Source organism: Gardnerella swidsinskii (assembly GCF_023277705.1).
GTDB lineage: Bacteria > Actinomycetota > Actinomycetes > Actinomycetales > Bifidobacteriaceae > Bifidobacterium > Bifidobacterium swidsinskii.
The window spans coordinates 1,501,625-1,515,255 of the sequence record NZ_CP083176.1; the positions used below are offsets into that span (position 1 = coordinate 1,501,625).

At 39.3% G+C, this 13,631-nt stretch carries 9 protein-coding genes; 4 read left to right on the forward strand and 5 right to left on the reverse strand.

All coding sequences use genetic code 11. The features are described from left to right. Nucleotides 1–64 precede the first annotated feature (64 nt). Entirely contained in the window at nt 65–1,498 is a 1,434-nt protein-coding gene (locus tag K9E37_RS06090) for an LCP family protein (RefSeq protein WP_041160486.1), read from the reverse strand. Between the two features lie 322 nt (nt 1,499–1,820). Here K9E37_RS06090 and K9E37_RS06095 point away from each other — a divergent pair, with 322 nt between their 5' ends. Further along, a complete protein-coding gene (locus K9E37_RS06095) occupies nt 1,821–5,222 on the forward strand; it encodes a glycosyltransferase family 2 protein (RefSeq protein WP_248893261.1) in 3,402 nt (1,133 codons plus the stop codon). Then, on the forward strand, nt 5,209–6,795 hold the full coding sequence (locus K9E37_RS06100; RefSeq protein WP_064340686.1) for a DUF5719 family protein: 1,587 nt from the start codon (nt 5,209–5,211) through the stop codon (nt 6,793–6,795). Before K9E37_RS06095 ends, K9E37_RS06100 begins: the two co-directional genes overlap by 14 nt. Before the next feature lie 76 nt (nt 6,796–6,871). Here K9E37_RS06100 and K9E37_RS06105 read toward each other — a convergent pair whose 3' ends face one another. Further along, on the reverse strand, nt 6,872–7,300 hold the full coding sequence (locus K9E37_RS06105) for a metallopeptidase family protein (RefSeq protein WP_004119868.1): 429 nt from the start codon (nt 7,298–7,300) through the stop codon (nt 6,872–6,874). Nucleotides 7,301–7,419: 119 nt separating this feature from the next. On the opposite strand from K9E37_RS06105, the gene K9E37_RS06110 reads away from it, so the two are divergent. Further along, nucleotides 7,420–8,241: an HAD-IIB family hydrolase gene (locus tag K9E37_RS06110; protein ID WP_248893263.1), complete on the forward strand. Its 822-nt coding sequence runs from the start codon at nt 7,420–7,422 to the stop codon at nt 8,239–8,241. A 91-nt stretch (nt 8,242–8,332) separates the two neighbouring features. After that, a complete protein-coding gene (locus K9E37_RS06115; RefSeq protein WP_338085947.1) occupies nt 8,333–9,226 on the forward strand; it encodes a ComF family protein in 894 nt (297 codons plus the stop codon). Here the strand turns inward: K9E37_RS06115 and K9E37_RS06120 are convergent. The 3 genes from K9E37_RS06120 to glgB form a co-directional block, all read right to left on the reverse strand. Then, on the reverse strand, nt 9,223–10,398 hold the full coding sequence (locus K9E37_RS06120; RefSeq protein ID WP_004110763.1) for a sensor histidine kinase: 1,176 nt from the start codon (nt 10,396–10,398) through the stop codon (nt 9,223–9,225). The two genes, K9E37_RS06115 and K9E37_RS06120, sit on opposite strands and share 4 nt — an antisense overlap. A gap of 61 nt (nt 10,399–10,459) precedes the next feature. After that, a complete protein-coding gene (locus K9E37_RS06125) occupies nt 10,460–11,212 on the reverse strand; it encodes a response regulator transcription factor (protein WP_102155265.1) in 753 nt (250 codons plus the stop codon). A gap of 16 nt (nt 11,213–11,228) precedes the next feature. Then, nucleotides 11,229–13,502, reverse strand: a complete 2,274-nt coding sequence (gene glgB, locus K9E37_RS06130; protein ID WP_033888684.1) for a 1,4-alpha-glucan branching protein GlgB — start codon at nt 13,500–13,502, stop codon at nt 11,229–11,231. Between the last annotated feature and the right edge of the window lie 129 nt (nt 13,503–13,631).

Below are 13,631 nucleotides of genomic sequence, written 5' to 3' on the forward strand. Positions count from 1 at the left end.
TACATAATATATAAATTTTATGTTCGTACATTATATATTCATAGATTACATCTTGCTTAAGTGTTTATTTTTTTCTAGGCACAGCGCAAAGTACATTGTTTGCATACTTGTCTGCAAAGCCAACGTATTGTCCTGTTTGTGGATTGTGAATAGTTCCATTTTCAGGATTTACAATTCCTCCAGTATTTGGATCAATAAGTTGTCCTTGAGAATTTTTTATTAATCCTGTTTTTGGATCAACACGTCCCATCTTCTTTGGATCTGTAGTTTTATTAAGCTTGTCGTTTTCGTTTATATTGTTATCGTCATCCGTATCTTCATTGTCTTGATTATTCGTATTCTTAGACGAATTATTGGCATTCTTTTTGTTAGTGCCGTTAGTTTTATGATTTAGCGATAGCGGTTTATTTTCACGCATCAAATCCCAAATATTGTTTGCTTCATCAGACCACACAACACGATTTGGATCATAAGGATCTGGAATAACAGGAGTAGTACGAGCATAAATATGTGAAGAATCTAATTTACGCATGCTTAATGCCAAACCGACCAAAGTGGTAGGATTGGCCAAGCCTTCACTTATATTCAATGCTCCCAACGATGCTTTTGCAAGCTGGTAAAGCTCACTTGTCTGAGTAAATAAGTTTTTAGATAGTGCTTGATGTAAAAGCTGTTTAATCAAGTATTGCTGTCTTGTTGTTCGCATTATGTCAGAGCCATCGCTTGCTGTATCGTGGCGCATTCTAGCGTATTGAGTAGCAAGTCGACCATTAAGATGCTGCATTCCTTGTTTGAAATTCACGCCCGTATAGGCATCGCGAGTTGCTGTTGGGATGCACACAGATACTCCACCAACTGCATCAATCATATTGCTTAATCCACTGAAATCAGCGACTATAAAATGATGAATATTTAAACCGGTAAGTGAATTAACAGCTTTTAACGAGCATGATGCTGCTGAAGCTAAATCTCCACCTTGCGCATATCCTAAGGCGAAAATTGAATTAAACATCACATGTTTTCTTGCAGGAATATGTCCTTTTGTAGTGTCGCATGCTGGTGCGTTTACCATAGAATCTCGTGGAATAGAAACGATATTCATGTATGATCTATCTGCGCTAATTTGAACTACCATAGTAGTATCTGACTGATGATCACCAGTTTCGCCGTCATGTGTAAAGCTCTGATTATTCCCATCTCGAGAATCTTGACCTAAAACAAGAAAAGTTACTGGTTTGCCTGCGTTAATATCAAGTGTTTGATTAGCTTCTGGATCTTTAGATATAACGTTTATGACTCTGTTACTTACAGCAGAAGAAAAATCTAACCACACTGCAGCTATGATTGTTGAAAAGAATGTAAGTACTGAAATAACAAACATGCACAGTATCTTGCGCGTGCGGTTAATCATTCTATAACCAAGACTATGATGAGGAGTTGAGTTCCAATCTTCGCCTGGTTGGTACCGCATGCCTTCAGGATACCGTGAAGTTGTCATCGTACCTTCTTTCTCAATAATGAGTAACCTTTTAGGTTGTGGCAATATCATTTCTTTTGTCATCAAATAAATCAATATTCAATGGACACATATAGCGTGTAATTATAGCATGCTGCAGTGAGATTTATGACATCTGGTTGTGTTGAATATTATTTGATATTTTAAAGAAAATTTTAATAAGTTTACGCAAATATTCTAATTAAATTTATATGAAGCATACTGGTTAATATGAGCAAAAATAATTAATAAAATATGTATAAATTTATTTAGAATTACGACTTGTGTTTTGGCGGATACATACCCCCTGCGTAAACTGGTAAGTATGGATTCGATAACCGCTCATAATCTTACATTTGAAGACGAAGTTTTACAGGTGCTGTCATCTGCGAAAGATGCGCATCCTCATGATGTGGATTCGTCCATTATGGCAATGATGTGTGTGGAGCGAGATACTCGTTTTTATGCTGATACGTTACATGCAGTACTAAGTCAATCAATTCTTCCTGGAACTTTAGTAATAGTCGATTGTGCTAGTCGAGTAAAGCAGACTATGCAAACGAATTTACAAATAAAAATTAATTCATCTAAGCTTGCGGGAGCAATTAATACTAGGAAATCATTATTGCAGAATGCTAATAATATCGATTCCAATAATGCAATTGATAGCGATTCAAAATATAGACCAAATACTAATCGCGTAAATAATACTCGCGTAAACAATAGTGAAAATAAATCTGTACACATAATTATTATTCCCATTTCTTATGCTCATTCTTTTGGAGATGCAATAGAAAAATCTTTGCGCAAGATTTTGCCTTGTGCAGGAGTTTCTGCATTATGGCTTTTGCATGATGATTCTCGTCCTGCAGACTTCCATTGCTTAGAATATTTGCGTGAAACTTGGCACAATACTCCGACTGCATCAGTATTGGGAGCTAAACAAGTTGATTGGCAAGGAAATATCTTGCACAACGTTGGAATGTATGCTTGGCGTCACGGTGTTCATACTCTTACTGTTGACGGCGAGCCAGATCAAGAACAGTATGATGGGCGTGGAGATGTGTATGCAGTATCGCTAGCAGGTGCTTTAGTCACATTAACTGCATGGCAGACTTTACGCGGTACGCAACCATGGATGACAACTTTTGGCGAATCAAGAGATTTTTGTCGTAGAGTATGTCTATCTGGAGGTCGTGTTGTTGTAGTTCCTTCAGCTCGTATCGCACACAGGCGTGCAAGGTTAGAAGGTATCCGTACTCGTAACGGTGATGCTAGAAATCATAATAATTCAGGATCTAAGTATGGTGTAGCAGCTTCTCTCGTAGCTAAGCAGCGTTACAAATACACTGATATTAGTATTTTTTTGTGGCCTCTTATATGGATTCTTAGTTTGCCTGCTTGTTTCGTTGGCGCTTTGCATTCGCTGTTTGCTAAACATCCTTATATAGCGTGGATTCGTCTGCTTTTGCCATGGCTTGCTATTATGCAATTACCTAGAGCAGTTTTTGCTCGCAGAAGGGTTGCAAGGAATACTCGTGTTCCCTTAAAACGACTTGTTCCTCTTATCGCAGATCGTCATCAAGTTGCACGTTGGCGTGATCGTAGTTCTGCTTTCCAAGCTCAACAGCATTTCGTGCTGTTAAGTCCTCTAGCGAAGCGGCATTTGCATATTCGAGTGTTGCGTAGGTGGAGTGCTGTTATTCTTGCATCTCTTCTTCTTTTTGCAGTCATATTGAATTTATATGGCTCTCCATGGCGTGAAATTTTAAGTGGCGCTTCTTGGAATGCACAGCAATGGTTACCAACGGGTGCAGATTTCAATCAACTATGGAATTCTGCTATTGGTGCATGGGTTCCTGATGATGGTTTTGGACCTGCAATTCCTCCAGCACCATGGCTAAGTATTTGGGCAATCGCATCAATTGTGGTTGGTGCTAACCCGTTATTGGCTGTCACATTAATGTTCTTCTTAGCTGCTCCAGCTATGTGTTTAAGTTTTTGGGCTCTTGCTGGCGTATTTACGCGCTCGGATACTGTGCGTGTATGCGCTGGTATTTGCTGGACTATGATTGCTATTGCTTTTGGTTTGTTTGCACGCGGTGATTTGCCAATGTTAATGACTATGGCATTTTTGCCTGCAGCATTTGCTTTTGCGTTCCATGCTGTTGGAATGTACGTAACAGAAGATCCTGTGCGTCCTGTTCAATCCACTCAATGTGCAGCATGCGCAGCATTATGCTTTATGGTTCCAGTAGCTGCAGAACCGCAGCTTGTTTTGTCTCTTATTGTTATTTTTATTGCGTCGTTTATTATGGTGCGCTCTCATCGTATTATGTTCGCGCTTATGCCTATACCATCGATAATTGTTTTGCTTCCTACAATAGGAAGTGCTATTAGATATGGCGAATCTGGAATGTGGCGTCAATTGTTCTCTAGTATGGCTTTGCCATTGAGAAGTGTGCAAGGTGCTCCACGCGTAAGCGATTACGCTGATGTTTTGTTGCACGCTTTTAATATGGCTTCTCCTAATGTTGAAATTAATATGCCATTGATGAGCTTAAGAACAATAATAATGGTAATTTTTGCAATTCTAGCTGTTGTTATGGCTGTTACGTCATTAACTTTGCCTTTTGCTTTGCGAGTTTCTCGAATGATGTGGGTTGTGATTATTTCCGGAATGCTGTTATCTCTTATTGCCGCTCGTGTTGTAGTTGCATCCGATATTTCAGGACCTGTTGCTGCAAGCGTTTTGCCTGGAGTCGCATTATCTACTGTCGGCATTTTATCTTGTATGTGCATGGTTGCCGGTCAAGCTGTTCGACGCTTTGAGCCACTACGTACTTCGAAGGAATCTGAGTCTCAAATTTTTGATAACTATAAAACTCGTGCAAGTAGACGTGCTGCAATGCGTCGTTCTGCGGCACAATTGTTGCAGCGCATAATTCGCATAGCACGCGCTGTTCTTGCAAGTAGCATGTTGACTATGGCGGTTCTTTTGGGTCTTTTTGCTGTATTGAGCGGACCTGCTACATCTATTTGCGCAAATAACAATGAGCTCCCTATGGTTGTTTCTGATTATTTGCGAAAAGACGATACTCGGCGAATACTTGCTTTAAGAGCTCAAAGTAGCCATGATTTGTCAATCTCTATTATGCGAACATCTAAGGGAGATGCAATAGACGAATCTCCAGCACTTCGTGTTAGACAAGTAATGTTTGGTGATTCATCAAGCAATAAAGCAATATATCGTGCCTCAGCACAGTTGTTATCTCATGCAGATAATGGCGCAATTTCAACGTTAAAGCAACTTGGAATTGGTGGTATTTATATTGTTAATAGTTCAGAAAATAAGCAGGTTTCCCATAAAACTTCTATGTCAATACAACAATTGTTACATCCTTCTGTGCAAACTGTGAGTAATATTAACAAAGAAGCTACTGAACAATTAATTGCACACGTTAACGCTTCTGACGGTACACAATTGGTTGTTTCATCACCGCAAGGAACTTATTGCAGATTTGATGGTGTGCCTGATTCTAAGTCGTTGTCTTCTACATCTCCGTATTATCGATCTAGGCCTCTTGCGTGGAGAGTTCCTTGGATTATTGTTTCTTCTATGGTATTACTGCTGTACTGTATTGTTGCCGTGCCTCGATTTGGCAGACATGCAATGATAGAACGTTCAGATGACAGGCATGAGGAGGAATTAGATGAACTGGCATAAAAATCCTCATGAGGGCTCTAAGCATGGTGAAGTAAATGCAGATGTAGATATTAATCGCAAGAACAAAATAGTCAGTATTGTCTCACTTGCTATTTTTAGTGCAATAATACTTATTGCTTCTGCATGTGTTGTTGCATTATGCCTACCAATGCCTCACTTTGTAGATAATCCTAATACTCCATCTAGTGGCGTTATAAGTAGTGTTGGTTCTACTCGTTTGCAAACTATTTGTCCTATTCGATTGTCTCTTCCAGATTTGACTCAATATGGTGATAGCGAATATAACGAATCAGAAGGCGATTTACAATCTTCTGCTCGTTATGGTGCTTTTGGAGATGTGTATAGTTCTAGCTTGCGTAACATACGAGATAACAATGATCAATCTATTACGTTGAATTCAAAATCAACTGATGATGATACGTCAGCTTTTATTGCTAACAATAATGTAAATCATGACGCTCAAGTTCTAGAAGGACATTTGTCACGAGTTGGATCTGGCACTGGAATATCTGCTTCCATGGTTTCATGGGCTACTAAAGGTGACGTAAAAGGTTTATCTGCAACTACCTGTTCCATGCCGTCTATGAAACAGACATTCCTAGTTCCAGAATCTGCTGATGGAATTTCTATTCGTTTAGAAGCATTTAATGCTGCTTCAAAATCTACTGTTGTTCGTGTTAAAGCTTGGTCTGCAGAACATGGCAACAATCAGTTAAATCTTTCTACAGGAAGTGCTTTTACTGTTCCTGCTCGTTCTCACGCATATTTTGATCTTGCTGCTGCTTCTCCTAAGACTTCTGGATTATACGTGCAAGTTGAAAGCGAACAGACACCTATAGCATCATTTGTAAAAGTCGTTCATATGAGTGGCTTATCTGTAAAAGGTGTAGATATTGTTCATGAATTAAGCACTCAATCTAATACAAATATTCTTTCAGGTATTAGTGAAGGCGATCAATCTAAGTTATATGTATGGCCAAATAAAGATGGTAATGTAACACTTTCATGGATGAATGATACAGGTTCTAAAGAAGTAAAGAATTTGACGTTAAAAGCGCACCATTTGCAAGTTGTCGATCTTGGAAAAGTTCCAGAGCATGTTAATGCTTTGAGCGTAAGTGGAGATGTTCCTACTCAAGTAATGATGTCTATTACTAAAGATGGCAAAGATAATCAATCAGATGTAGCTTTTATTACACCATCTAGCGTGCAAGGTAGTGGCGCAATTGTTTCACCTGTTTCTGCTAATGAAACAGCTCTATACCTTTCTTCTTCAAGTGATAAAGATACTTCTGTGCGTTTGCAAGGATTTGATTTAAATGGTGTATTAGCTGCTACAAAAAACGTAACGATTCCTGCGAATGCATCTTTAAGAATTCCTGTTTCAGACATTTCGCACGATGTAGTTATGTTTATTGCGAAATCGCATAGCAAAGTTTCTTTGTCTGCCCGTATTCATAAAGATGAAATCGATAAGGCTGGTATAGCAGGTATTTCTTGGCTTTCTGCGCAATCTTTGGAGCCGCAAGAAATGAAGGTATACGTTAAAACTGACAATCATATTGTGCAATAATACGAATAAAAATATTGCTATAAGCGACTATAAATTAATTAAAATACTTGATAATTTTAATTAATTTAAAAATTGTTTACAGACCCCAATCTGGATCAATTTCTTCTGGTCTGCGACCGTATAGTTCTGCTAAGCGTTGCACAAGCTCATCTCTGATAGCATATTGAAGTTCACTTCTGCTGCTTACATGAGTGCATAGCGGAAGCCTATACAATACAATTCTAGATTGCATACCACGGCTAGCTGGAAACGCTTGTGAAAGTATTCTGCGGTTTTGTTCCCATAACAGTGGTTGTGAAGGTGGCACATCTTCTACTGCAAATTGAACGTCTTTAGTTAATGCTCTCCAAGCACTGTTAAGACGTCTAATTTGAGCCGCTACCATAGCATCGAACATTCCGCTAGCGGTTCTATATTGTGGCAGGCGAGTACCAAATATTGGTGCCCTAAGACCTCTACCATGCCTATTTCTATAGTGACGTTCTTCCCAAATTAGACCTGTCATGCTTCCACTTTACGAGAAGGCTAGGGCAATAATATGTAAATAATTAATATGCGGTGTGTGAAATACGCTCACACTATAGAATACTGTATATATGGTTTTAAAAGTCAGGAGGATTTGTAATGCTCAAACCAATAGTGCATGATTGGAATGAGTTTAATCTTGACTTGAGCATTGCTGAATCGTCTCTTATTGCTTTTGATTTAGATAACACACTGGCATGTTCTAAAAAACCTATGCTTAAATCGATGGCTGAATCATTAAGTAAGCTGATTGATATAATTCCTGTTGCTGTAATAACAGGTGGCTGCTTAGAGTTAGTTAAGAAGCAAATTTTAGATATGCTAACTACTGGCACTAATCTTAAAAATATTCACATAATGCCTACTAATGGAACTAGTTATTATCGTGTGAATAATGACATGTCATTGCAATGTGTTTATGAACATACTATCGATTTTAAGCAAGCGCAATGCGTTATTGATGCAATACACAAGTGTGCAAAAAATATGGGCGTTTGGAAAGAACCCGGCGATCCAATGCTGTGGGGAGAACAGATAGAGAACCGCGGTAGTCAAATTACTTTTTCGGCACTAGGACAACTAGCTCCTATTGAATATAAAAAAACTTGGGATCCTAGCGGTTGTTTGAAAGCTCAACTTGCACAAAGCATTTCTCAAGCTTTACCTAATTTTGCTGTACGCGCTGGAGGAGATACTAGCATCGATATATACAGGCGCGGTGACGATAAAGCTCAAGCTTTGCGAATGCTATCTCAATATTGTGATTTTAATATTGAAAAAATTACTTTTATTGGCGATCGTATGTATCCTGGAGGAAACGATTATCCTACTGCCTTTACAGGAGCGTTAGTTGTTAAAGTAAGTAATCCTTCGGATACCTTAGAGCTTTGTAATAAGGTACTTAATATTTTAGAAATATAGAATTTTATTAATTTTTCATTTTAAGATACCTTTTATCCACAATAACATTTTTTATTTGCATAGCCAATAAGCTATCGCATATGCTGTCATTATGGTTGGGAGACGCAAGGTTATAAACCACCAAAACAAAAAGAAGTATAGAAGCGTGACATCTCATGGGGGATTAGCATGTCACGCATCTGTACCTTGTGGTGTATGTGAAAACAAGGATGTTGATTTTATAAATTGGCCTTTTGCTAGTTGGAAGAATGTAGCGATTGCTTTATTTAATTTATTTTTGCCTCGCGCATGTGCAGGCTGTGATACTCCAGATTATATATTGTGTGAAAACTGCAAGAAAGCGTTGCAATGCTGGAAACGTGCACCATTTGCCAGAACAGTATGTGGATATCGCTACGCGTGTGGTTCGTATTCTACGGTTGTTCGCCGCTCAATATTATTGTGGAAGGATCATTTCGATATTGCATGTGACAAAATATTTGGTGAACTTATTGGCGATTTAGTAGTAGAAGTTATATCTAAATTTTTGCGCTCGCATTCTTGTTATATAAGTGAAAAACCTATATTTGTTATACCAGTCCCGTCGTCTAAGCATTCATCAAGGCATCGTGGACGTAAGCATATGTTGCCTGTTGCAAATTGTGTTGCTAAACGATTGTGTAATAGTGGCATTAGAGCATACGTTTTAGATATTGTAAGTATGGATGTTAGAATTACTGCGAAATCAGTGCAAACTTCCGGTTTTCGCGGAAGGTCTAACAGAATTTCTAAGGCATTTAGCATCGATTTTAAAGAATTGAGAAAGCAAAAGTTTGAAAATCAACGCGAGTACAAAGCTATTGTATTGGATGATATTGTAACTACTGGCTCAACTATGAATAGCTGCGTTTCAACTTTACAGAGTAGTGGAATTACTGTTTTAGCATGCTTTTCTTTAGCATGTGTATGCAATAAGGATGATCGTACAGCAGATTACGAATGTTAGTTTGCTATTGTATTGCTATAGTTTAGCGGAAGCGCAATTTCAAAGTTCGGACCGCGTTTATCGTCTACTACTTTTACAGTTCCATGGTGCAATTGTGCAGCCCAACGAGCAATTGATAATCCTAATCCTGTTCCTCCTGATTCTGTGCCAATTCGCTGATTTCCTTTAACAAATCTTCTGAAAATATCGGCGCGATCTTCTTGAGGAATTTGTTCTCCAAAATTCACAACATTGCATATTACAGAGTTTTGGCTGTGATTAATATGAGCACTTATAAGAACACGAGTTCCATCATCTGAATGTTTTAGAGCGTTAGAAATAATATTAGTAAAAAGTTGCGAAAGGCGAGCTTGATCTCCTGTTAATTCAATCTCATCATTAATTTGAACTTCAATATTATGATTATGACCTGAATCAGCTATTTCTAGTGGTTCGATAATTTCGTCAATAAAGTCTGTGAAATTAAATGAAGTTATATTAAGGCTTTCCGCGCCTGCTTCAACTCTAGATAAATCAAGAAGGAAAGTAATAAGATCAGCAAGTCTATGAGTTTGGTTTAATATAGCTTCCATATTAGATGGAGTAGGATCAACAACTCCGTCTGCAAGATTTTCAAGCATCGCTTGTAAAGCAGAAACAGGAGTGCGCAATTCATGGCTTACGTTTGCTATAAGCTCTCTACGCATTTGATCTGCATGTTCAAGTTCTTCTGCCATTTCATTAAATGCAAGAGTTAACTTACCTACTTCGTCACGACGATTTTCTACAGCAACTCGCACAGAATAGTCTCCGTCAGCCATAGCTTCTGCAGCATTTTTCATTTGACGAAGTGGTGCTGTAAGTCCTCTAGAAAAAATGTATGTAATTCCCAGAGCAACAATAAGTGTTAATGGCATTGCAATCCAGCCATTTAGACCAGTTTTAAGTAAAAACCATGCCATTACGAAAGCAATTGCTGTTGCAAAAACAATAATTGCCGAAAGTTCAATTTTTAGAGATGAAAAAAATCCGACAGGTCGATTTGGATAATTATGCTTTACAGAAGAATTCGTAAATCGCATTTTTGACTTATTTTTAAGTTGAGCATTTGAGTTTTTATTTAATAAATTACGTTGTTTAGTATTTTTATATTGCTCAGAATTAGCATTATCTATTTTATTTTCTAATACCATTTACGAATTTTCCGAAGCTAAAGTGTTGTAATTATTTACTATTTATGAAAGTAGTAATTATTTATGAAACTTGTGATTGCAGAACTTTGTCGTAATCACTAATAGGTGGCTCGAATGCGTATCCTATTCCGTGTACAGTACGAATCCATTCCGATCCAATTTTATGTCTCAAAGACTTAATGTGTGAATCTACTGTGCGAGTTCCAGAAGCATCCGGCCAATCCCACACCTCTTCAAGTAACTTTTCACGCTTAAATACAGTATGAGGATGACGAGCTAGAGTAGCGAGCAAGTCAAACTCAGTTGGTGTAAAATGTACCTCTTTGTCGTTTAAAGTTACAAGTCTTTGACGAGGTCTAATAATAAGTGACCCAAAATTAATTGTGCGTTCATGTTCCATTGTCTTTGCTATTTGCGATGCGCGTTCTACGCGTCTCAGCAATGCTGCGCAACGAGCAATTAACTCACGTGGCGAAAATGGTTTAGTCATGTAATCATCTGCGCCTGCGCTTAAGCCAACAATTTTATCGGCTTCTGCGTCGCGTGCTGTTAACATGAGGATAGGAACAGGCATTTTGGAGATAATTCGTCGAGTTGCTTCAATCCCATCCATAATAGGAAGCATAATATCCATAATTATGAGATCAGGTTTTAGTTGTTCGGCAGCTCTAACAGCAGACGCTCCATCTGTAGCGACTCTTGCTCTCCAGCCTTGTGCAGTAATGCGTTGTGCAATTGCTGTAGCAAGATCTGGCTCATCCTCAACAACGAGAATTGTACGAGCATTTACGCCAGCTGATGGAGCGTTTAGCATATTTTAAAAAGACCTTTCAGTGTTGTACTGGCTTCAAGAATACCGCACCTAACGCTGGAACAGTGATTCTTGCAGAGTATGGTCGAGAATGATACTCTTCAGCAGTAGCAGTGAATGTGCCGTTGTGAATATTAGATCCGCAATACTTTGCATCATCAGTTGTGAGTATCTCTTCCCACTGTCCGCCTTTTGGTAACGCAACCTGATAGTCTTGCCAAGCTTGACCTGAGAAGTTTACTACTACAACGATTTCTTCTCCGTCGTCGCCAATACGCATGTAGCTTAAAGTATTGTGATCGGAATCGTCGCTTGTAAGCCACTGGAAACCATCAGGAGTAAAGTCTTGACTCCAGAATGCACGAGAGCTCTTATATAGAGTATTCAAATCTGCAACAAGCTTTTGCACACCTTGATGGAACGGCCATTGCAGCTCATTCCAGTTAAGCGAAGTATTGAAGTTCCATTCGCTGGACTGTCCAATTTCTCCACCCATGAACAGAAGGTTCTTGCCTGGATGAGACCACTGGTATGCAAGCAATGCTCGCAATCCTGCGAACTGTTGCCATTCGTCTCCTGGCATCTTTCCAAGTAACGAACCCTTACCGTACACAACTTCATCGTGGCTTAATGGCAACACATAATGCTCAGAGTATGCATAAACCATTGAGAATGTAATTTCGTTATGATGCCAACGACGATTAATTGGTTCCTCTTTAAGATATTGCAAAGTGTCGTGCATCCAGCCCATATTCCACTTCAAGCCGAATCCTAAGCCGCCCATATCGGTTGGTGCAGTTACGCCTTGATAAGCAGTGGATTCCTCAGCAATCATCATGATGCCAGGATTATTCTTATATGCAGTTGCGTTTGCTTCCTTAATGAAGTCAATTGCTTCAAGATTTTCGCGTCCGCCGTAGATGTTTGGTCTCCACTGTCCTGCTTCACGGCTGTAATCCAAGTAAAGCATTGAGGATACTGCATCAACGCGTAACGCGTCAACATGGTATTCATCAAGCCAGAAGCAAGCATTAGCAACCAAGAAGTTACGAACTTCATGACGACCAAAGTTGAAGATGTAAGTACCCCAATCAGGATGCTCACCTCGCATAGGATCAGGATCCTCATATAATGCTGTGCCATCAAAACGACCGAGTGCAAAGTCATCCTTAGGGAAGTGAGCTGGAACCCAATCCATAATGACGCCAATGCCTGCTTTGTGGAGTTTATCTACCAAGTACTTAAAGTCATCAGGGGAGCCAAGGCGAGAATCTACTGCATAATAACCCGTTACTTGATATCCCCAAGATCCAGAGAATGGATATTGTGTCAACGGCATAAACTCGACGTGAGTAAAGCCTTCTCTTTGCACATAATCAACTAAATGATCAGCAAGTTCGCGATAATTACCCAAATCGCGATTCCAGCTGTTAGCTTGTACTTCGTAAATGCTTATTGGACCATTGTGAGCATCTGTTTTTGCGCGCTCATCCATCCAATCAGTATCGTGCCACTTAAACTCAGAATCAACAACAACAGATCCTGTGTTTGGTGGAACTTCATGAGAGCGCTCCATTGGATCGGCTTTCATAATCCAATTGCCAGATTGTGTAAGAATTTCGTACTTATATACTTCTCCTGCTGTAACTCCTGGAATAAAAAGTTCCCAAATGCCAGAAGAGCCGAGTGAACGCATAGCGTGGCGACGACCATTCCAGTAATTAAAGTTACCAACTACGCGTACTGCACGAGCATTTGGTGCCCACACTGAGAAAGCAGTACCAGTAACTTTCTTTACCATCTTTCCAGTTTCAGGAGATATAAGTCCCCATGAATCTGTTATCGTTTTGACGTGTGCGCCTAATGCTTCCCAAAGACGCTCATGACGACCTTCTCCAAATAAGTACATGTCAAGTTCGCCAACTTGAGGCAAATAACGGTAAGGATCATCATCTGTGGACTCAGAACCGTCTATTTCCACAGTGTAAACGCGATAACTAGGAACAGACCAAGACTTTGTTTTTGTATGCTTTACTGCAGGAATAACAGCTGTAAAGATGCCGTTATATTCGTGTTTAGCTTCGTATTCACCGTTCTTAGTAAGAATAACAACTTTCTTTGCCATAGGGCGCAATACGCGGACGGTTACAGTGTCGGCACCTTTGCCAGTTCCAAGGTGACCTCCAAGAACCTCATGTGGATTGTAATATTCTGCATTGCTCACCGCAGCTAATACGTCCTGTCGGACTGGAACTGCGACTGCATCTTCATTGATGTTAGTAACTGTACTCATGTTGACTATCATACATGCTTTATTGCTGTAAGTCGCGTGTGTTTCGCGCTATTGTGAAAAAAATATGAAAATTTTTTCAAGTCGTGACCTTATGGGAAACTGTTATGAGTTTTTCTGTGCATACGGAGG